A 20495-nucleotide genomic window follows, 5' to 3' on the forward strand; every position below is an offset into this window, starting at 1 on the left:
GAAATTCTTTCTCATGGACGCAAATTCTCCACCTAATAGATTAGGCCGCTCAACGCAGCGGAGAATTTGGTAATGATCGTTTTGAACAGAGAAGTGGGCGAATCGCTACGGCGCGACAAATACGTCAACGTCCAGGGTGGTGACTTCAATCTCTACGGTCATTTTTCCGACTTCGTCAGACTGACCAAAAGTTGGGAAAACATGGAGCCAGACAGTTATTACGGTCAGGCCGAAGCCGGTATGCGTTACCGTCGTTACAGCGACTTCGAATACAACCCGAAAACGCGTGAATTGAAGCAACTCGAGCATCGCGCCTACGTGCAGTCGAAAGAGAACAACGCCTATGTGGGTGGTGTTGTGCGGCACTTTCAGGACTTCTCCGATGAAGTGATTACTTCGCCGGTGATGCGCAGCCTGATCGACACCGATTTCGAAGTGTACAAAAGCGTGCTCCCGGAAGAGCTGCACGATGAAATCTGGCAGTGCCAGATCCATCAGATCCGCATCGAGATCAAACCCGGCAAGCAGCTGGAAATCACTCCGGAAGGGATTCACTGCGACGGCTATCCGTTCAGCGGCGTGCACTTCTGGGGGCGCAGCAATGTCGAGGGGGCGGAGAGCCGTCTGTACGACATCCACGAGCAGCAACTGGCGTCGACTACCTACCAGGAAATCCTCGACACCACCTACTTTCTGGATCGTGACATGCGCCACTACGTGACACCGGCGCGCAACACTCACACCCATGCCATGGCGTATCGGCAGATTCTGGCGATTTCCTTCTCGCGGCCCGGGACCGCTTTCGACATTGTTCGCTAATCAGATCACCCCAATCGACGGCGTCGAATGTTCGACGCCGGTGGTGCTGCGACGTGCCACCGCCAAGGACGCGCAGCGCATGGAGCGCTTCTTCCGCCAGTTCGACGAAGTGTCGTTCTGCGAGTGGCAGGACGCCAAATGCCTGCGCGGTGTATTGATCCAGAAGACCACCACGGCCTACCTGGCCTTCGATGTCGAAGGCGAAATCGTCGGTGCGGTGCTCGGCGGCATGCTCGGCAGTCGCGGCACCATCAACCATCTGGCGGTCAGCCTGCGCTATCGCAGCCAGGGTGTCGGCCAGCGGCTGGTGGAAGCGGCCTCGGCCGACATGAAACGGGTCGGTGTATTGCGGATGTTTCTGTTCGTCGACGATGCTAACCTCGCGGGCAAGCGATTCTGGACTGCCCAGGGTTTTTGCGAACCCCACGGCGAGCGGACATTTGAGAGGGATCTATGAATGAAACGTCCGGCAGTGCGCCGCTGATGGCTGCCCAGCAGCCATCGCGCACGTTTGCCGAAGCCAGCCCGGTGGTGGCCGGTTACTTCACGGTGTCGTTCGTGTTCGGGCTGATGGCGGTCAATGCCGGGCTGCCGATGTGGCTACCGGTGGCGATGTGCTTGTTCGTCTATGCCGGGGCTTCGCAGTTCGCCGCGCTGGCGCTGATCTCCAGCGGCGCGTCGCTGACCACCATCGTGCTGACCACGTTTCTGATCAACGCGCGGCACATGCTGATGTCGGTGTACATGGCCAAGGCCCTGCGCGCATTGGGCCTCAGCCGTATGGAACGCTGGGCCTACGCCGGTGGGCTGACTGACGAGTCCTTCGCGTTTCACAGCGTAAAACTCGGTACTGGCGCGCCGGTCAACATCCGTTACCTGATCGGTTTCAACCTGTTCTGCCACACCTCATGGGTGCTGGGCGGACTGCTCGGCGCGGTCTGCGCGCAATACGCGTCGCACCTGATCAAATATCAGCTCGACTACGCACTGACTGCGATGATGCTCTATGTGCTGGTGTCGCTGTGCAACACCCGCAACAAACTCATCGCTGCAGGGGCGGCCGTAGCCTGCATGGGCGCGCTGAGCCTGGTCGGCACTTCGCCTTTCAACGTATTCATCGCCACGTTTGTGGGCTGCGGAGTGGGTGTATGCCTGACCAGACGTTCCTGATTCTGGTGGTCGCGCTGATGATGGCTGTGACCTTCCTGCCACGCGCGCTGCCGCTGCAGGTCAACACCGAGCACTGGCCGCCGTTCGTTGCGCGGGCGCTGGAATACCTGCCAGTGGCGATCGTCGCTGCCATCAGCCTGACACCCTTGTTGATCAAGGATCAGCACCTGCAGCTCGATCGCCCGGAATTCTATGCCGCGATTCCGACGTTGTTATGTGCGTATTTCAGCAAAAACCTCTTTCTCAGTGTGGCGGTTGGGACGGCTGCGTACATTGCGCTCGGTTCGTTCATGTAGCGGCAGATCGACCACGTCGCTCAAAGCCTGGCCGGACAGGTTCGGATTGTTCACCGCCAGGCGCACTTCGAGGAAATCCTCGAACCCGGGGAAAATCGTCAGGCCGTTCTTCTGTGCGGCCTCACGGGAAACCATGCCGACTGCGTCCATCTGCGTGATCAGCGACAACGTCAGGGTCTCGCTGCAGGAATAAACCATGCGTTGACCATTCTCGTGATTGCCCAGACCGGCGTCGAGAAAACGCAGGAAGCTGTGGGAATACGGACAATCTTCCGCAGGACGCACCTGAAACTTGTTGCCCAGTAACGTCAGTGGATCGTTTTCCTGCCCGCAATGGGCACCGACCACCTGCACCTGCACATCCGGCAGGACAATACTCGGCAGCCCCGGCCGCTGTGGGCCGATCAGCACCGCCAAGTCAAAGTCTTCGTTTTTCAGCTTGCTGAGATTTTCCATCGACTCGGCGTAGCTGAATTCCATCTGATAATCGGGAAACACCTCGATCAGGCGTCCGATCATTCGTCGGTTGAAGTCAGCCGACAAGGTGTTGTTCAACGCCACCTTCAACGTACGCTGGCCCGGCACCTTCAGCGCCTCGACCTTTTCTTCCATCTGTCGCGTGGCAATCAGCACTTTGTCGATGTACGGCGTCAGCTCGGTGCCTTGCGGCGTCAGCGTCAGCCCTTTGTTGGAACGACGAAACAAGCGGAAACCGAACTGCTCTTCGACCTTGTTCAACTGCGCGGCCAGGGCCTGCACGGTCAGGCACGAATGCTCGGCCGCGGCCGACAACGAGCCGGTCTGCACGATGCGCATGAGGTTGCGTAAGGTTCTGCTATCCATGGGTAATGCCCTCTGAAGTGGGCTGGGTATTGTTGTTTACGAGACTGCCGGTCAGGCGCCATATGCTGGCTATATTCCTGTACCTGAGCATAGTTGTCGCGGATTTAGTAGCGAATTGATGTCCCTGCCGATGGCTGGAAGCTGACACAGGATCGGGATTTTTGATGACGTGGGGGTGATAGGGGTCAAGAAAAGTGCGTGGTTTTGGTGCGCAGGGTAGGTTTTTCGGGAGGAAACGGCTTACGGCCTCCGTCAACAGTTCGACTTGGCAGATGAAATGTTCAAGTAAGGCGGCAATAAAAAACCGACATCGCTGTCGGTTTTTTATCCCCTTGAACAGGGGAAGAGGTCTCACCCGAGCGCTGATTTTCAGGTCATCAACGGGGTTCCTAACGCCGACTATCGCCACCTGATAGCAGTCGGTTTCGCGCTCTTGAGGCAGATCCTCTGCCACGAACATTGAGGTGTCAATTCAGGAATTCGAAGCGTTGATCCGCATGCGAATAAATTTATAGAAAGCATTCATATTTGTACTACGCTAAGGAAGCACAGCCGCTACGAAGGACAAACATGTCGATCTCCTCCCCATTCCTCAGCCCACGCGAACAACTCGACGTCCCCGAAGCCGGGCGCGTTGCGTTGAAGTTCTTCTTCAACCTCATGGAGCGCTGGGGCTGCAACGCCGAGCAGCAGCGCACGCTGCTGGGGGGCGTCGGCAATACGACGTTCTACAAGTACAAACACCTGCCGCCGAACATTCGCCTGCCGCATGACACGCTCGAACGCATTTCGTATCTGATGGGCATTCACAAGGCGTTGAGCATCATCTTCAGCAACAGCCGCGAGCGCGCCTACACGTGGGTCAGCAGCCCAAATACAGCTGCGCCATTCAATGGCCGAACGGCGCTGGATTACATGCTGGCGGGCAGGGTGGTCGACATCGCCGACGTGCGCCGCTACCTCGACGGTGTGCGCGGTTGAAGGTCCCGCCGCTGGCCGAGCCGCAATGGCCAAAAGCCTATCGGATCGTCAACAGCAGCTTCCCGCCGATCGCGCTGTTCGAAGACGTACTCGATCCCGAAGACCTGGAAATCGCCTACGCGCTGGAAGCATTGACCAACGATCGCCTGATCGAACAGGCCGGCGTCCTCGCCCGCGTGCGCCCCGAAGACCGACTCTCCGGCCCCGGCTCAACCCCGGTCATGGCCGCGTTCACCCACATTGGCAAAAGCAGCCGCTTCACCGATGGCACCTTTGGCGTCTACTACGCTGCCAGCAGCCAGGCTGCCGCCATTGCCGAAACCTGCTTTCACCAGGAGCGTTTCCTCGCAGCCACCAACGAAGCGGATCTTGAACTGACCATGCGCACTTACGTCAATCGCGTGGTCAAGCCACTGCACGATGTGCGTCACGACTTTCCCGATCTGCATCAACCCGATCCAGACGCGTATGGCCCATCCCAGGCATTTGCCCGACAACTCCGTGAATCTGAATCCTGGGGTCTACTCTACAGCAGCGTTCGCCTGCCGGGCCATGAGTGCGTCGCCGCGTTCCGGCCGCCGGCGGTGTCGACTCCGAAACAGGGCAAGCATCTGCGCTATGTGTGGAGTGCGAGTCAGCGCAGGATTTCGTTTGTGTTTGAGATCAGTCAGGTTTGAAACGCAAAAAGCCCTCGCGGTGCAGCGAGGGCTTGGTATTGGCGGTTTACGTTAATGGCTGGCTGTCGGCGCATCCAGCACTTTCACCACGTCGTCGATCAGCGCCTTGCTTAACTCCTGTAGATACTGCGAGGCGTAAGCATGAAGGTCAGGATCGCGGGAAACTGTGGAGTCGGCGGTCAGTAGCTTGGAGATGTGCAGCAAGTGTGAGGCGTGCGAGAGCGCGGCGATTACTGGCACACCACGATTGGTGCGGAACAGCGCTTGATTGGCCTGGAAGGAAAAGTGCGTGAGGCCTGGGGTCTTCAAATCGAGGTAGTCGGTCATTTCGCTTCACCTGCCGAACGTCAGGAAGTGGAGTGAGGTGACCGGTGCAGCCGCGCGGCTGATTACGGATGGATCAATGGCATTCATTTGTGAACTCCCTGTATCAAATGAGAGCTGCCGATTCGTTATCAGGCGAATGGGTGGCAGCTATGCGCGGGCTGATAAACCGGAGATACAGGAACCCGGCAGACCCGAAGGTCTCCCACGCACAGCCGCCATTGCACGGAAATGCTGACACAAAAAATGCGCCGACAAACGTGATTTGGGGCGCTGGTGCGCCTGTATCTTACCCGGGTTATCAGGCCCGGTCGCTGAATTGGCAGCGACGGGTTTGACGGTAGCTTTGCGAGGGGGGAATGAGCAACGGTGGCTAGTAGTGGCTTTTCGTTACAACAGGTTTCCCAAAGCTTCGCGCCATGCATTTCGTCGATCTGCCTCCAAAAGCGTTTATGGTTTGTTTATACGGCGTAGCCGTATAGTCCGGTTCATGTATACAATCATCGAAACGGAAATATTCAAGCGCTATGCCGACGCCATATGGGTCGATGGTGAGCGCCATGAATTTATAAATTGGCTTGCTGCAAACCCTCTGGCTGGTGACGTTGTGCCTGGTAGTGGAGGTATGCGCAAAGTGCGGTGGACTCGCAGTGGCATGGGCAAGCGAGGCGGTACACGCGTCATTTATTACAACACGCTTTCTGAAGGCTCGATTTGGTTGCTCATTGCCTACACCAAGGCAAAGCTCGACAACTTGCCCGTAGCCTTTCTTAAGCAACTGAAGGAGGAAATCAGCGATGGTCGATGAACTGGAGCAATTCCAGCAGGACTTGCTGGAATCTGTACGTCAGATGAAGGCCGGAAAAGCCGCGCGCGTAACGCAGGTGCCGCTCTCTGCGGCAGCAGAAGCGCGTGCGAAGGTGGGCGTTTCACAAAGTGCGTTTGCCAAACTTATCGGTGTGAGTCTGCGGACCTTGCAGGATTGGGAGCAGGGTCGGAGACAGCCGACTGGTGCAGCGCAAACCCTCTTAAGGGTGGCTAGACAACATCCGGAAGCGTTGCGGGATTTGCACCCTGCTTGAATCTGCTTAAAGCCTTGAAGCTTATTTCTGTTACAGAAACAACGAAGCCGCTGCATTTCTGCAGGGGCTTCGCTTTGTGTGGCCTCGGTACTGATATCGTAAAAATAATTCAGGCTGCGACTCTCTCTATTAATTGAAAAGTGTGGTCTGTCCCCAATTCTGCTGGTTTCGATTACTACGAGTTCATGGGAAGCAGTGCACACATCTGCCAAGCGTGCGGATCAAGGAGAGGGAGGGGCCTGTAGCCGCGCGAGGAAATTCGCGATATCAGGTGGCTTATTGAACACGTCAATAAGCTTTTTGGTCGCTATTAAGATATCTATGAACGCTGGTTTTCCTACATCTGCCTCTTTTGCAATTTTATAATCACTGTAGTGAACCGTATTTCCGACAAGCATTAAATGGAAACAATCACTTGCACTGTCGAGATATTCGATGCCACAGCCCGTTGTAGTCTTGCCAGCAATGCCGTGTTTTTTTCGGTCTTTGAAACGATCATCGAGATGCGTTAGGAAGTTCCGAAAATCCCTAAGCTTGCCTAATTCAGCGTGAAGGTTGTCTATAGGTACTTCTATGTTGCCGATCTGCAAGCCTTTCAAGCATTTTGTGACGCAAAATGCGTCACCAGTGATGCTTATGGCAGACCGCAAAAGCATATGTTCACCGGGGGACTGGGTGAAGTTGATGCTCGTGGTGCCCGTCCCGCCAAGGCGCATTCCCGCCATACCTAAGTTAGACCAAGTGTCAGGCATGTTGTGAACAACAACTTCGAGCGACTGCATAAGCTCTATTAAATAAGGCGCAAGGTTTGTAACCTCATGGTCAATTCCATTGTTTCCACACCATTCATGTATGGCTGAGGCGATGTGCATATCGGTCCCTTCCTAGAAAGTGCTTACAGATTCTCAATGTCGCTTTACGTCATCTTACGAGCATTAGCTTAGCGGGACCGAACTGAGTCGCGTCCTCGTCTTCGCCTTTCGATAAGCAAGAATCACTTGTCGCCAGTCTTCAGTGTATCTAACGCGAGCAGATTTCACAGGAATGGGGGAGGAGAATACCGTGTAATTTTACGTCTAATTTTACGTATTGCAGAAACAACAAGGCCCCGCATTGCTGCGAGGCCTTGTTTTGTATGGTGCCGGCACCAGACGAACGGTATGTTTCGGCGAGAGTAGGTTTTTCGGGCATCTGGAGTTCGCTGGAAAATTCGGCGTACCCCAACTAGTAACTATAAACAAATCAGCTAGTTATGGCGTTCGGTGGAATCGAACTCGGGATTTTTTAGATGTCAGCACGTTGTCGGTCTGCAAGTAATTCAGAGCCGCATACGGAATGGTAAACCTCCCGAATTCGAACGTTGTTGATCATCCCCTCCGTCGAGAATAGGTAGGAATCCGCCAAAAGCTGCCGTGGCGACAGGCAGCAGACGGCCGATTCTGTTGAAAAAGTCGGTTTGCCCAAAACGCTCGAATACTGATGGGTAAAAACACCTCTTTTGCGTGCTGCTACGTGAAATCCGAGTCGTGAACCTTCTGCCCAAAGCACAGATTTCAATCTCAGGCGCGAACTTTTCTGCTGTGGAAACCGAAGCCGACTTTTTCAACAGAATCGGCCAATAACGGACACTGGATGATGACTACTTCGCATCCTGCGCCGCCAAGATAACCCGCCACCGCCACCGCCTTGGCGATCTTCGAAATAAGTGCGGCCATCGAAACGCCTCAGAATCGACCATAGAAGAGGTTGGGAAACTGATCGACGGCGTGGCAAAGGTCATCAATTCCATTTTCTGACGCAACCAGGGCTCGCTTAGCTCATCCCTATGACCTCAATGTAATACCAGTCCAACACTGACGGCGAGACGGTGGAACCGTCGGTACTTACGAGGCAGCAAGCATCGGTCAGAAGGTTTTATATTTCTCACCCGTGATCGCGGAGTGGAAAATTGGCTGCGGCGGTTGGCTTGCACGATCAACGGCGGCGCAGCTTCGATGCAGGTAGTTGCGCAGCAGTTGCTAACCTCGCCAAGCCAATGCCGTGAAAAGAAAAAATGACAGCCCCATAGATGAGCGGTACTATTCAATCGGGTTTATAGACAGATTTTTTATCGCGAATCGCGATATGTGACATCAACGGTAGTATGCATTGCTACTTAACGTTACTCGAAGTCTCAAACTGAGGCACATCGGCAGGTTGCAAATGAGTGTCTATAAACCCAACTCTTACCACATACATGATCACTGCACATGTCAGAGCTAATCAAATTAAAAAAAACAAACTCTCTTAGTGATCTCGCACTTTATTTAGGTTACAAGCCAAAATCGCTATCTTATATACTCTACAAAAAGCCAAAAGAAGAGCTATATCGAAGCTTTGAGATACCGAAGAAAACAGGTGGTTCTCGGACAATATCAGCCCCATGTAAAGAATTGAAACTTTTGCAGAGCAAGCTGTTAGAGAAACTCCAAGCCTGCATCAATGAAATACAATCATTAAAGAAACTAAGAAAGACACTCACGCAACCGTTCAAAACAGAAAAAAACACATCGCTATCTCACGGATTCAAACCCGGCTACTCGATAATAACCAATGCAAGGCAACATAGACACAAGCGCCACGTATTAAATATTGATCTGGAAAACTTCTTTGGCAGCATTCATTTTGGCCGCGTTCGTGGCTTTTTTATAAAAAATCAAGACTTCAATCTACACCCAAAGATTGCAACCATACTGGCTCAAATTGCGTGTCATGATAACGTTCTTCCACAAGGTAGCCCCTGCTCGCCGTTGATTTCGAATTTAGTAGCACATGTTCTCGATATTCGCTTGGCGGAACTAGCTAAAAAGAATGATTGCACATACTCTCGCTACGCAGACGACATAACTTTTTCTACGAATGAAAAAAACTTTCCGAATAGCTTGGCAGTCTGTGTCTGTGAAGAAGATCATATTTGGATCGCAGGAAAAACATTAGTTGACCTAGTGAAAAAATGCTGGTTCTCAATTAACCATGCTAAAACTCGGCTTCAATACAAAGACTCTAGGCAAGAAGTCACAGGCCTGATTGTCAATTCTAAAGTAAATGTACGAGCCGAATATCATCGCACTGCGAAAGCGATGGCTCATCGCCTATTTCATAGCGGAAAGTATGAAACTCTCGGCTTCGATAAAGATGGGCTTAGCAAAAAGGTACCAGGTAGCGTAAATCAACTGAGCGGCGTCTTTAGCTTTATATACATGGTAAACAAATACAATCGCAATCTTAGAACTATCAATCCGCTAGAAAAATTCCCTAACCTACAACCGAAGCTTAAATCGATAGAAGAAACACACAGAAAGCTTTTGTTCTATAAAGATTTTTACGCAAATGAAGTCCCTACTATCATGTGCGAAGGGAAAACTGACAATGTATATCTAAGGACCGCAATTCGAAGTCTCTCGGAAAAATTTCCAGCGCTTATTGAAAAGGATAAAGATGGCGAAAAACGCCTTAAATTAAAAATATTCAACTACACAGATCAAGTCAAATATTTGATGCATCTTACTGGTGGCACTGGGGATATGGTCAAATTCACGTCCAACTACCCCAAAGAATGCAGCTTCTATAAATCTAAAGGAGGGCTCAAGCCAGTAATTCTTGTCGTAGATAATGATCAAGGAGCCAGTGATCTGTATACCCGAATCCAAAAGTTCGGCAAGATGCCTGTAAAACCGGATGGATCAAAACCTTTCTACTTCTATAGTAACAACCTGTATATCGTACCAACTCCGTTGACTCCAGACGGAAAGCAAACCATGATTGAAAATCTCTTTGATCCTGAGTTGCTAAAGACTGAGCTGGACGGCAAGACGTTCAATCCTGACGAAAAAACTGCAACAGCGTCAAATTACAGCAAAAATCATTTTGCTGAGTACGTAGTTAAAGCCAATCAGAAAACCATCGATTTCTCTGGATTTGAGCCGCTGCTAGCGACAATCTCAAAAATAATCCAAGACCATGAAAGACTTTCTGCACTAGCCACATTGCCACTAGCTACAGCAAGCCATAAAGTTGCCGAAGCTTAAAAAATGCATTAAAGCGAATAACAGACAATCACAGATCTGCCCGCGCCAGAAACACGCCGGGGACCCTGGCGATTTGGTCGAAGGACGGGTGCGAAGACTCGAGAAAATTCGTTAGCGGCACTCCGCCAAAGTTAGTTAACTGGTTAACTCGGTGGTTAACTGGGCTGAAAGCCTTATGGTCCGTGGCCTGTAGCCCGGTTAACTAAGCACTGACCTGGTTAACTCAGCCATTCACCAGTCTCTAGCGGTGATAGCTCGCGCTCGCTTTCAAATTTTAAACGCGGAGGTGATCCGTCATTCCATCTCGACCAATGACAGCGGGAATATAAGGGGTGTCATTCCTCAAAACGCCCCCACCAACACGAGACTGTTCGCCATTTTTGGTCTGCTGATCAGTTGCTTTCTCAGCCGATCTTTCCGCCGATCTGGCTGTTGCTGTTCCCCCGTTCCCCCGTTTTTTGAAATCAGTCACACATTGAATGACGGACTATCGCGACAGGTAGAGTGGCCGCATTGCGCTTGTAGCGAGGGGTTGCAATCGACCCTATATAGACCGTGGCGACAGGCAGAAATCGGCCACAAGCGGACTTTCGCTTAGGTAGCCCTTCGTGAGAGCAATGAGTTCAAAGGCCAGACCGTTGGGAGCGTCCAGGAGTCCAATACGCTGAGTACCCTGCTCGCAGCGCAGGAAGCCACCAAGGCAGCCAGGAAGAAATTCCGGGATGTGGAAGTAGTAAAGGTTGAGACTATGTAAAGAAATAACGATAAAGGGTGATTTTATCCTTATTGAAGGCATATGCAGGCGTCTATAAAATTCTTTTGTCAAATGATTATTAGGGTATCTCTGGCCTACTGCTTGGTGGCTTCGTGTTTCGCTCTTATTTCAGCGGTTTGTATTGCTAGCTTTCCCTTTATCTCTGCTTCGTAATTCGCAAAAATACTCAGCTGGGCAAACATAGGGGTTTTCTCAAACTCAAATGTGTTGATCAATACTCGACCCTGGATTTTGAAAAGCTCAGCTAGCGCCCTATGTATGGATTTTCCTATAAGAAGCTCGAAGCGTAGGCCGGGTACATAAAAAGTGTGTAGTACGCCACCAAACTCCTTCCGAGCGGTAGGAAGGCTCATTAGAGAGTCATACCTGCTATTGGAATTAACACTGACCATTAGGTACGTATCAGTGATGTCGCCCTTTTTGAGAAGGAATGACCTGAACATTTCGGAGTACTTTGCCCCAAGCGCTCTTCCATAACTGTGATCCCCCCCCCAATCCCACATTTGTGCACGCCAGAAGACGCTGATGGCAAAATAAAATAAATTATCTAAATGTTCTATCTCATTGGCATTATAAGCAGTGACGTGACGCTTTGAGGCAACGGGCTTGAGCTTATGTAAACTGTCTCTTAATGCAAATCCGCTCTTAGTGCTCCAAAGCTTTCCTAGTTGGCGTTCTCCATTTTTTGAAAATAAGTCTTCGCATTCCTTGCACAAAAGAAACTGAGTAACCTGAGCATCTGACGAAAAGGCTGTTCCTCTCGATTGATTAAGGATTACTGGGCTTTGCCGCCCTGCAATTTCCCCCCTAATTTGCTTATACGCAGATTTTGGCAATAAGTGGCTATCAATTAGTTTGCTCTGTTCCCTGCAAAGCCCGCACAAACCAGTTGCCATTTAACTCTCCAAACGAAATTCACCAAATTCACGTGCTATAAATTAACATGCAACTAAGGCTGAAGGCTATGGATTGTTGGAGATATTGGGTCGCGGCGCGGCTTCTGGGTTACGAAACTTTGGCACAAAGCGGGCGGCCGAGATAAAAAGGCAATTGCAGCTAGCACTGTGATCAGCAGGAGAGTCACGTGCCAGCCGAACGTTTCGATCATCAAGCCGGAGCCGACAGGGTCAATTGAAACTGCGAGTCAATGGCGTATAATAATGCGTTTAAATCGTGCGATTCGCTCACTGGAGCCGGCTAAAGCGGGCGCCTTAGCTTAACCGCTATAAAGCATAATTAATGCGCCAAAGTCATTATTAAGTAAGGATTATTTTGAACTTTTTTAAGTATTACAGCGCCAATCAAAAAGCCACTCTTGAGGAGGTGATGGCACCTCTAAATTATCATTCTCTAAGATATGTTTCTGCGGATCAATTCAACGACCCATATGATAGCAAGTGTTTTTTTGAAACATTGGATGGTGAACGAAAGGATGCATTTTCCGATGTCATAAATCGGCATCTCAGAATCGCGTGCATGAGCCGAAACCCAAGCTCGCCAATAATGTGGTCTCATTATTCCACTCAGCACGCAGGGTATGTTATTGAATATAGTCTTCCGCAAGCCGCGCATAAAAAAGTTGATTATGAAGAGATTAAGCCATTTTATTTCTCAACTAAAAAAATCCAACAATCAATCCTTCGTAAAACACCAGACATTTCCGAGTCAGAAATTGAGGACAGAATAAAAGAGCTTTTGTTATCTGATGAATCTTATGTGGACAGTTTGAAGAAGGCGATTTTCACAAAGCACTCTGACTGGAGGTATGAAGAGGAGTATCGCTTCATTGACTTCAATGAAGAAGGAATTGCTGATAAGTACATCGACGTAAATATTGGTGCTCAAAATGTCAACTCAATAATTTTAGGTTTCAGGTTTGACCATGCCAAATATGATGGAGAGTTGAGGCGTATAATTGATAGCAATTATGAGGGGGTATTAACAGTATACAAGGCAGAACCAAGCCTTGATGAATATCTTATGAAAATCAAGCCTTATAAGATCTGACGCAGCAGTTTATAACAAGAAAATCCAGGTGACGCCTACGGCGCATCTGATTCAGGTGTTAAATGATACGTAAAGGCTTTCAGGCATATGAAGACTAAGCAAGAAAGGTTGGGGATAATTTTTGAAAGATTAAGATCTAAGCCTCCTGTCTCGGATAGGAATCAAGCAAATGATCTTATTTGTAAAGTTGTAAACGAAGTCGAAGATGAAGAAACGGGTTTGCCATTGGACTTCAATTCTAATTCTGGGCGAATGTTTTTCTATAGCTTTTCTATCGATCAATGGGAGAACTTAGACTCCGATCCTGCTCGTCTAGATCTAAATGGTAAGCATATCGTTGAACTATATAATAACGGAAGTATAGTAATATTTAGTAAGCGCTATGATCAGGTTTCAGAAATCTTCCGCAAGAATGGTATTTAACAAGTCAATAGACTTCGCGCCTAGGCTTGAGCATGTTCTGTCATAAGCGGTTCGTCATGGGCGGTAGCTTTCGGCTAGAAGCAAGCAGTCGCACCATGACCAGCTGCTTCTGGCCGAAAACTGACTGTTCTGAACGGTCAATGAGCCGGCTCGGCCGTACGGTTGTATGGTGGGTTATTCGCAGGGAAGCAGTCTTGGAACTCCTTGTAGATGCCTGCCATCGTTCCTGCCTCCGGCGGTACACCACTCAGGACCAGAAGCAGATTGCCTGCGATTCCGAGCAGACCATTCGAGTGCTGGACCTCTGCTAAAACCAGTTCTGGTGGAAACCCCCTTCCGTAACGATTGACTGCATGGATACCTCCATGCACGTAGGAGCTCAAAGGTCTCCAAGAGTAGTGCTTAAACTCCTTTAGGTGAGCTACCGGAGCGTGCGGAGCTTTCACCTCAATCTCCTCCAACATTTGGCTGAGCATAGGAATTTTGCCTGCCTGCTTTGCCGTCTCTTGTGTGAGTTCAGCAAGCATCAATTCCACCTGGCCGTCCTCCGACCGACACCAGCGCACGAACGTCTGCCAACGATCACTGTGTGCTTTGACCGTCCCGTAATGCCCACCGCCAAACAGGTCTTTCAGTGCCTGCGGCCCGGCATAGCTCAATTGCCGGCCGTAGCCAAAATTACGCCCCTCCCGTCTACCGACCAATCCCATGACCAAACTCCTCTGTAAGCCACACTTGTAAAACCTTCCCCACGTCATCCCGCCAAGAATGTTGAGTGTTATCAGGGATCAAGGCCCCTGCGACCTGTGAGGGTTGTCCACTAACGCGGGACTGGCGGCTCCTTACGACCGGGAGCTTGGGCATCTCATGATCTGGCCTCCTGAACACTTCCGAAGGAGTGGGCGGGTGGAGGCTGCACTGGCTGACGAGACCGGCGCGGCGAGATCCTGAGTGAGAGAAGGCAGTGATGCGATGACCGGGGCATGCCTGACTGTCAGCCAGGTGCAGTCCATTCCTGAGGCTGCGGCACCATCATCTGCATCGCTGTTGCTGGTGACATCGGTGTTTGTCACGCCGATTGTCACGAGGGGGAATGCCGCAAAGCCTTGTACGAGTTGGGCTGCAGCAGCGGTAGGAGCGCCCGTCTCTTTCCGGGAGAAAGAGACGGGCGCAGGTTGGCGCAATGAAATGGCCAAGCGGATAGGTTGCTGCAGGGCAGCTATGAAAGGGGATGAGTTGCCGCAGTGGGCACTCTGGTAGAAGTAGGCATCCATCACATCGCTGTGACCGTGCGAGCCGCCGGACGCTAATCGCACTTTGGGAGAACCACCACGGTGTGGCGTAGCCTCAAAGGTTCTGGCTACCTGGGGTTGCTGTCGACGACAGCGCTTTGCCCGATCTTTTCTACGCCTGTGGATAATTTGGGTCAAGGCTCGAACTTTCGGGGATTCTGCGGCTGTGGATGAAATTATCCACCGGTGGAAATCTATGGTTTTCCACAGACAATTTGCGTGGGCTTTAGATTTTTTAAATGAGGTCCATCCAAGCAGGGCGGCTTTGCAGCCCCGCTTGGATGGACCCGCGTGGAAGGGCGGACTGCGGTGATCTTATTGGCTTACCCACGTTTGGATGCGCCACGGCTATTTTGTAGGGCGGTAATGTTGTCGCCGACCGGGTGAGCGAATTCGTGGGGCGTCACATGCCCATGGCGGTTGGCGTCGATGTAGTTGCTCCACCACGCCATGATCAGTCTGCGCTGTTCGAGGAATTCGGCCTTGTGGATATACGCGGCGCGCACGCGGTTGCGTTCCTTGTGGCTCATTTGTCTTTCGATGGCTGCGTCGGTCCATAACCCTGATTCCAGCAGGGCGCTACAGGCCATGGTCCTGAAGCCGTGACCGCACACGTCCTTGCTGGTGTCATAGCCGACGTTACGGAGCATGGTGTTCACGGTGTTCTCGGACATGGGCTTCCAGTACTTGTGGTCGCCCGGTAGCACTAACTCTGAAAAGCGACTGAGGCTGCGCAGGCGCTCCAGTACTTCGATGACCTGCGGCGACAGCGGGACCATTTGAATGTCGCCGTTCATCTTGGTCCCGCGTGTGGAGTTGCGTACCCCTTCAATCGGTGCGCGCGTATCGGGGATTTCCCACATGGCGCGTTGGAAGTCGAACTCACTCCATCGAGCGAAGCGCAACTCGCTGGAGCGGACGAACACATGCAGAGTCAGCAGCACGGCAAGGCGCGTCAGCTCGCGGCCGTTGTAGTTGTCGATTCGGTGTAGCAGTTCGGGTAGGCGGTTGAGGGAGAGGGCCGGGCGATGGACTGTGCGCGGCGCGTGAATCGAGCCTGCCAAATCCAGTGCAGGATTCATGGTGATCTGCCGAGCTCTTTTGGCCCCGCGCATGATGGTGGATAAGTAGTTCTGTACCCTTAACGCCACATCCATGGTGCCGCGTTCCTTGATGCGCTGGGTGATTTCTAGCAGGTCATGGGTATCGAGTTCAGCGATGGGGCGTTGGCCGATCAGCGGGAAGACGTGGGTGCGCAGTCGGCTCATTACGGTTTTTGCGTGGCCTTCGGTCCAGCGGCGTGACATGTCGGCGTGCCACTCCAGAGCAACGGTTTCGAAAAGCAGTGCCGCCCGTTGGGCTACGATCTTGGCCTTTTTCTTTTCTTCCATTGGGTCGAGGTTGTCGAGCAGCAACGCCTTGGCTTCGTCTCGCTTACGTCGTGCGACGGAAAGGGTAACGATGGGGTAATTGCCGATGATGAGCGTGCCTTCCTTGCCGCTGGGCTTGGTGTACTTCAAGCGCCAGGTCTTCACGCCATTGGGTTTGACGAAAAGGTACATGCCTCCGCCGTCGAACAGTTTGTAGGCGCGTTCGCGGGTTTTGGCCGTGCGGCATTGCAGGTCGCTGAGGGGGATCGCTAGACGTGGCATAGGGGGTACGCGCTCCTGACCGGGAAATCGCAGTACCCCTAACATACCCTCGGGGAAGGGGGATTTTGTTGGATCCCGACAGAGGGTCCTGGAACGAAAAAACCCGCCAAAGGGCGGGTTTTCGGGGCTTCCAGAGCATTCAGTAGAATGCAATGGAGCCTAATGTGGTGCCGGCACCAGGAGTCGAACCCGGGACCTACTGATTACAAGTCAGTTGCTCTACCAACTGAGCTATACCGGCGTGTGGGCGACGATTATAGCGACTGGGCGGGTTCTGTAAACCCCTGAATTCAGACTATTTTTAAGCAGGTGCTGGATCAGGCGCGGCGTAGGCTTTGTCGCTTGGTTTTGAGCCATGAAATCAGGGGGTTTGCCCTCTGTATTCAGCCAGATTGGAATTACCGATTTCCGTGCTTTGTATACACCCCTTTACCCGTTTATGTCCTTTTGATTGGAAGCTTATGCACAACGGCTCGGCGCAACGGCAGGGTTGCAGGGGATTTCGCGGACCCATTCTCATTTTGTGCGCAAAGCCCTGTTTTACAGATTATTTATCTATATGAACAAAAAATGACCAATGCTGTTTTCACCCTGCAATGGCCGAACTTATTGGATCCACGCAAAAACCATCAACAGAGTTATCCACAGGCTGTAAAGAATTTACCTGCGTTCCGCCAGCAGCAGAAAATTGCGCGGGGTCAGCGAGCTATCGCAAAAGGTACCGAGGCGTACGACGTATCCCTGTTCGCTGAGGAAAATCGCTCGATCAAGGTTCAGCCAAAGCTCCAGCGGCCGTCGGAACAATCCACGGAGTAATTCAAGGTTGCGAACTTCGGCCAACCGCTGCCAACCGGCGGCTTCCAGCGCCTGCCAGTCTGGCGTGCCCATTGTGGATAACTCTTTCAGCGCGGCCAGATCGCGACAGTAGTCAGGGAAGGGCTTGTCCAGCCAAGCGCTGGGCAGGGATGGCGTGGGCAGGTATTCATCGATGCCGCGCACTTGCCGTTGCAGCAAGTCGAAAGCCAAACGTCGGGCCATCGACGTGTCACGCTGACGTCGGACTCTAGCACCGGCGGTGACGGTTTCGCTCATGGGCAGCGCCAGATCTTCGAGCGACAGCTGTAGGGCGGATCGCAGACCTGCTGAGGACAATGCCTGGTAGTTGCTGCGGTTGATCCGGTTGTAGCAGCACGGAGCAATAGCCATCTGCTGACATCCGGCAGCGCTTGCCAGTTGCATCAAGCGCACATGCAGATCCCCGCAGGCGTGCAGGGCGACGGGAGTGTGTTGCGCGCTCAGAACGCTTGCGGCGTCTGCGGCCAGCACATTCTGCTCGACATGCAAGGCGTGCAAATGGTGACGCTGACTCAGCGCCTCACCGCTGGCGACCAACGCCGGGTCGTACTCAACGCAAGTCAGTTGTTGTCCTGCAGCCAACAGACGTCGGCCCAAATGCCCCTTGCCCGAACACCAATCCAGCCAATGCCTTGGTTCAGAGGCAAAAGACAACCGGCTGGCGAACGCTTCGATCTGTTGCCACTTGCGCCCCGGAACGTCGACATTCAAGCGATGCCCGGCAGCTTCCAGCGTATGCCCCGGCAACTCACCGACTGCGCTCAGTTCAGCCGCCAACGCCGCCAGCGAAGCGAACGGCTCCGGGGCATCGATCAGATCTGCAGGATGGTTGTGTGCGCGCTCTGCATCTTCCAGCGACCGCCCGCGTAGCCACGAAGCCAAGTCGGCGTAGGCGGTTTCCCATGGCAGCGAAAGATGAGTGAACGGCCGAGGTTTCCACAGCGCCTGATGTTCAATCAAAAAAGCATCCAGCGCGGTGAAGCGGGCGAGTAGCTCCTCGCCCGTCAGCACGTGGGAAGTTTCAGCGCCCTTGGCAGGCATCGACGCGCAGCCAGCGCTCCAGCAGCTTGAAGCCGCGCACCAGCACGTAGGACATCAGCAGATAGAACACGCCGGCGGCGAAGAAGATTTCCACCGGCAGGTAGGTGCGGGCGATGATCGTGCGGGCCATGCCGGTCAGTTCCAGCAGGGTCACGGTGCTCGCCAGTGCGCTGGCCTTGAGCATCAGGATCACTTCGTTGCTGTACGCCGGCAGGCCGATGCGCGCGGCACGCGGCAGCATGATGTAGAACATCGCCTTGGGTTTGGACATGCCCAGTGCCCGCGCCGCCTCGATTTCCCCGGGCGGAATCGCCTGGATTGCACCGCGCAGGATCTCGGCGATGTAGGCCGCGGTGTGCAGGGTCATGGTCGCGGTGGTACACCAGAACGGATCGCGCAGGTATGGCCACAGCGCGCTGCTGCGCACCGCATCGAACTGCGCCAGGCCGTAGTAGACCAGGAACAATTGCACCAACAACGGCGTGCCACGGAAAAAGAAGATGTAGGCGTAGGGCAGGGCGCGCACGTACCACAGCTTCGAAGAGCGGGCGATGCCCAGCGGAATCGCCAGCAAAAGACCGGCAATCACGGCAATCGCCACCAGCTCCAGGGTCAGGGTCGCGCCTTGTGCCAGCTTCGGCAGCCACTTGATGATCACTTCCCAGTTCATGACGCGCTCCTCGTGAAGCCGCGAGCGGCGCGTTTTTCCAGTAAGTGCATGCCGCTCATCGCCAGCACGGTGAGGCCCAGGTACATGACCGCCGCCACCAGATAGAAGGTGAATGGCTGTTTCGAGACGGTTACGCCGATCTGCGCGTGACGCATGATCTCTTCGAGGCCGATCACCGACACCAGCGCAGTGTCTTTCATCAGGATCATGAACAGATTGCCCAGGCCCGGCAGGGCGATGCGCCACATCTGCGGCAGAATCAGCCGGGTGAAGATCCGCCCTTTCGACAGGCCCAGCGCCACGCCGGCTTCACGATGGCCCTTGGGGATGGCGAGGATCGCGCCACGAAACACTTCCGTGGCATAGGCGCCGAAGCACAGGCCCAGCGCAATGACGCCAGCGGCGAAGGCGCTGAGTTGCAGGTCGGGGTTGCCGAAGAACTCACCGAGGCTGCGCATCAGGTTGACCGTACCGAAGTAGATCAACAGCACCCAGAGCAATTCCGGGACACCGCGCACCAAAGTCGAATAAGTACCGCCAAGCCACTGCAGCGGCTTGTACGGGGACGTCTTGGCCAAGGCGCCGAGCAGACCGAGCACCAGTCCCAGGCACAGGGCTGTCAGCGCCAGTTTGACGGTCATCAGCGCACCGGCAGCGAGGGCCGGGCCGAATCCGTAGAGGTCGATAATCATGGATTTCTGTTCAAATTGCGGCAGGCAAAGTCGGGAGCCGGCGCCGCTGCATCACGGCGCCAGTCCCACAGGTCAGATCAATAGATGCTGAACGGGAAGTACTTGTCGTTGATCTTCTTGTAGGTACCGTCGGCGACGATTTCCTTCAGCGCGGCGTTCAACTTCTCACGCAGCGGATCGCCTTTGCGCACAGCGATGCCGATCTTGTCGCTTTCAACGACTGCATCGCCTTTGAACTCGTAATTCTTGCCAGCTTCGCTTTTCAGCCAGTCGTAGTTGGCGTACTTGTCGGCGAGGATTGCGTCGACGCGACCGGAAGTCAGGTCCAGGTAGGCGTTTTCCTGGGTGTCGTAGAGGCTGACTTTGATGTCATCGGCGTAGGTGTCCTCAAGCCAGGTACCGGCGAGGGTGGCGCGCTGGGTACCGATGGTCTTGCCCTTGAGCGAGTCCTTGTCGGTTTTGAAGTCGACGTTTTTCGGCGCGATGAACTGCAGCTTGTTCGAGTAGTACGGGTCGGTGAAGTCCACCGCGCCCTTGCGCTCTTCGGTGATCGACAGCGAGGAGATCAGGAAGTCGAACTTCTTGGCGTTCAGCGCTGGGATGATGCCGTCCCAATCGGAAGTGACCACCGTGCATTCGACTTTCATCTTCGCGCACAGGGCGTCGCCGATGTCTTTGTCGAAACCGACCACGTTGCCGCTGGCGTCTTTATTGTTGAACGGCGGGTAAGCCGCTTCGATGCCCATCTTCAGGGTCTCGGCCATGGCACCGGCGCTGAACGCGAGGGTGACGGCGGCGGCCAGGAAGACCTTTTTAAAATTCTGCATGC

The 20495-nt window shown here is 53.2% G+C and carries 22 protein-coding genes, 1 tRNA gene and 1 pseudogene; 11 read left to right on the forward strand and 13 right to left on the reverse strand.

What is annotated here, in order from left to right; genetic code table 11:
• Window positions 1–72 precede the first annotated feature (72 nt).
• From ACXR0M_RS10405 to ACXR0M_RS10420, 4 genes are all read left to right on the forward strand, one after another.
• Window positions 73–819, forward strand: coding sequence for a 2OG-Fe dioxygenase family protein (locus tag ACXR0M_RS10405; protein WP_458831824.1), 747 nt, complete (start codon window positions 73–75; stop codon window positions 817–819).
• 79 nt (window positions 820–898) lie between these two features.
• Window positions 899–1276, forward strand: coding sequence for a GNAT family N-acetyltransferase (locus ACXR0M_RS10410; RefSeq protein WP_007952618.1), 378 nt, complete (start codon window positions 899–901; stop codon window positions 1274–1276).
• Window positions 1273–1989 carry an AzlC family ABC transporter permease gene (locus ACXR0M_RS10415; protein WP_458831825.1) on the forward strand — a complete coding sequence of 239 codons (717 nt, stop codon included), beginning with the start codon at window positions 1273–1275 and terminating at the stop codon, window positions 1987–1989. Before ACXR0M_RS10410 ends, ACXR0M_RS10415 begins: the two co-directional genes overlap by 4 nt.
• Window positions 1968–2285 (forward strand): AzlD domain-containing protein, encoded by a 318-nt coding sequence (locus ACXR0M_RS10420; protein ID WP_003220702.1) that lies wholly within the window; start codon window positions 1968–1970, stop codon window positions 2283–2285. The genes ACXR0M_RS10415 and ACXR0M_RS10420 overlap by 22 nt, the downstream gene beginning before the upstream one ends.
• Here ACXR0M_RS10420 and ACXR0M_RS10425 read toward each other — a convergent pair.
• Window positions 2202–3128, reverse strand: a complete 927-nt coding sequence (locus ACXR0M_RS10425; RefSeq protein WP_458831826.1) for a LysR family transcriptional regulator — start codon at window positions 3126–3128, stop codon at window positions 2202–2204. The two genes, ACXR0M_RS10420 and ACXR0M_RS10425, sit on opposite strands and share 84 nt — an antisense overlap.
• Window positions 3129–3698: 570 nt before the next feature.
• Here ACXR0M_RS10425 and ACXR0M_RS10430 point away from each other — a divergent pair.
• Window positions 3699–4109 (forward strand): MbcA/ParS/Xre antitoxin family protein, encoded by a 411-nt coding sequence (locus ACXR0M_RS10430; RefSeq protein ID WP_458831827.1) that lies wholly within the window; start codon window positions 3699–3701, stop codon window positions 4107–4109.
• A complete protein-coding gene (locus ACXR0M_RS10435) occupies window positions 4106–4786 on the forward strand; it encodes an RES family NAD+ phosphorylase (RefSeq protein WP_458831828.1) in 681 nt (226 codons plus the stop codon). Before ACXR0M_RS10430 ends, ACXR0M_RS10435 begins: the two co-directional genes overlap by 4 nt.
• A 51-nt stretch (window positions 4787–4837) precedes the next feature.
• On the opposite strand, the gene ACXR0M_RS10440 is transcribed toward ACXR0M_RS10435, so the two are convergent.
• Window positions 4838–5113 (reverse strand): DUF3077 domain-containing protein, encoded by a 276-nt coding sequence (locus ACXR0M_RS10440; RefSeq protein ID WP_458831829.1) that lies wholly within the window; start codon window positions 5111–5113, stop codon window positions 4838–4840.
• Window positions 5114–5600: 487 nt separating this feature from the next.
• Here ACXR0M_RS10440 and ACXR0M_RS10445 point away from each other — a divergent pair, with 487 nt between their 5' ends.
• Both ACXR0M_RS10445 and ACXR0M_RS10450 read left to right on the forward strand, forming a co-directional pair.
• A complete protein-coding gene (locus tag ACXR0M_RS10445; protein ID WP_458831830.1) occupies window positions 5601–5918 on the forward strand; it encodes a transcriptional regulator in 318 nt (105 codons plus the stop codon).
• Entirely contained in the window at window positions 5908–6192 is a 285-nt protein-coding gene (locus ACXR0M_RS10450) for a helix-turn-helix domain-containing protein (RefSeq protein WP_186620725.1), read from the forward strand. The genes ACXR0M_RS10445 and ACXR0M_RS10450 overlap by 11 nt, the downstream gene beginning before the upstream one ends.
• Before the next feature lie 221 nt (window positions 6193–6413).
• Here ACXR0M_RS10450 and ACXR0M_RS10455 read toward each other — a convergent pair whose 3' ends face one another.
• Both ACXR0M_RS10455 and ACXR0M_RS10460 read right to left on the reverse strand, forming a co-directional pair.
• Window positions 6414–7064, reverse strand: a complete 651-nt coding sequence (locus tag ACXR0M_RS10455) for a hypothetical protein (protein WP_458831831.1) — start codon at window positions 7062–7064, stop codon at window positions 6414–6416.
• Window positions 7065–7751: 687 nt separating this feature from the next.
• A complete protein-coding gene (locus tag ACXR0M_RS10460) occupies window positions 7752–7907 on the reverse strand; it encodes a hypothetical protein (RefSeq protein ID WP_458831832.1) in 156 nt (51 codons plus the stop codon).
• Window positions 7908–8441: 534 nt separating this feature from the next.
• Here ACXR0M_RS10460 and ACXR0M_RS10465 point away from each other — a divergent pair.
• The gene (locus ACXR0M_RS10465; RefSeq protein ID WP_458831833.1) at window positions 8442–10259 is read left to right on the forward strand and encodes a retron Ec67 family RNA-directed DNA polymerase/endonuclease; all 1818 of its coding nucleotides are present in this window, start codon (window positions 8442–8444) and stop codon (window positions 10257–10259) included.
• An 849-nt stretch (window positions 10260–11108) separates the two neighbouring features.
• Here the strand turns inward: ACXR0M_RS10465 and ACXR0M_RS10470 are convergent.
• Complete coding sequence (locus ACXR0M_RS10470; protein ID WP_458831834.1) at window positions 11109–11930, reverse strand: hypothetical protein; 822 nt, start codon at window positions 11928–11930, stop codon at window positions 11109–11111.
• A gap of 376 nt (window positions 11931–12306) precedes the next feature.
• Between ACXR0M_RS10470 and ACXR0M_RS10475 the strand changes: the two genes are divergently transcribed.
• Both ACXR0M_RS10475 and ACXR0M_RS10480 read left to right on the forward strand, forming a co-directional pair.
• Complete coding sequence (locus ACXR0M_RS10475) at window positions 12307–13041, forward strand: DUF2971 domain-containing protein (protein ID WP_458831835.1); 735 nt, start codon at window positions 12307–12309, stop codon at window positions 13039–13041.
• A gap of 87 nt (window positions 13042–13128) precedes the next feature.
• The gene (locus ACXR0M_RS10480) at window positions 13129–13464 is read left to right on the forward strand and encodes a hypothetical protein (RefSeq protein ID WP_458831836.1); all 336 of its coding nucleotides are present in this window, start codon (window positions 13129–13131) and stop codon (window positions 13462–13464) included.
• A gap of 137 nt (window positions 13465–13601) precedes the next feature.
• On the opposite strand, the gene ACXR0M_RS10485 is transcribed toward ACXR0M_RS10480, so the two are convergent.
• From ACXR0M_RS10485 to ACXR0M_RS10520, 8 genes and pseudogenes are all read right to left on the reverse strand, one after another.
• On the reverse strand, window positions 13602–14030 hold the full coding sequence (locus ACXR0M_RS10485; RefSeq protein ID WP_458831961.1) for a DUF6988 family protein: 429 nt from the start codon (window positions 14028–14030) through the stop codon (window positions 13602–13604).
• Window positions 14004–14174 (reverse strand): annotated as a pseudogene (locus tag ACXR0M_RS10490) (integrase domain-containing protein); the annotation flags it as partial. The pseudogene ACXR0M_RS10490 and the gene ACXR0M_RS10485, both read right to left, overlap by 27 nt.
• Before the next feature lie 905 nt (window positions 14175–15079).
• Entirely contained in the window at window positions 15080–16408 is a 1329-nt protein-coding gene (locus ACXR0M_RS10495) for a tyrosine-type recombinase/integrase (protein ID WP_458831837.1), read from the reverse strand.
• Window positions 16409–16573: 165 nt separating this feature from the next.
• Window positions 16574–16649: transfer RNA gene (locus ACXR0M_RS10500), tRNA-Thr, on the reverse strand.
• A gap of 419 nt (window positions 16650–17068) precedes the next feature.
• Window positions 17069–18304 carry a methyltransferase gene (locus ACXR0M_RS10505; RefSeq protein ID WP_458831838.1) on the reverse strand — a complete coding sequence of 412 codons (1236 nt, stop codon included), beginning with the start codon at window positions 18302–18304 and terminating at the stop codon, window positions 17069–17071.
• On the reverse strand, window positions 18285–18974 hold the full coding sequence (locus ACXR0M_RS10510; protein ID WP_003220713.1) for an ABC transporter permease: 690 nt from the start codon (window positions 18972–18974) through the stop codon (window positions 18285–18287). Before ACXR0M_RS10510 ends, ACXR0M_RS10505 begins: the two co-directional genes overlap by 20 nt.
• On the reverse strand, window positions 18971–19666 hold the full coding sequence (locus ACXR0M_RS10515; protein ID WP_458831839.1) for an ABC transporter permease: 696 nt from the start codon (window positions 19664–19666) through the stop codon (window positions 18971–18973). Before ACXR0M_RS10515 ends, ACXR0M_RS10510 begins: the two co-directional genes overlap by 4 nt.
• Before the next feature lie 77 nt (window positions 19667–19743).
• Window positions 19744–20493: an ABC transporter substrate-binding protein gene (locus ACXR0M_RS10520; RefSeq protein WP_458831840.1), complete on the reverse strand. Its 750-nt coding sequence runs from the start codon at window positions 20491–20493 to the stop codon at window positions 19744–19746.
• Window positions 20494–20495 lie beyond the last annotated feature (2 nt).

The sequence above is a fragment of the Pseudomonas sp. Eth.TT006 genome (assembly GCF_054456575.1).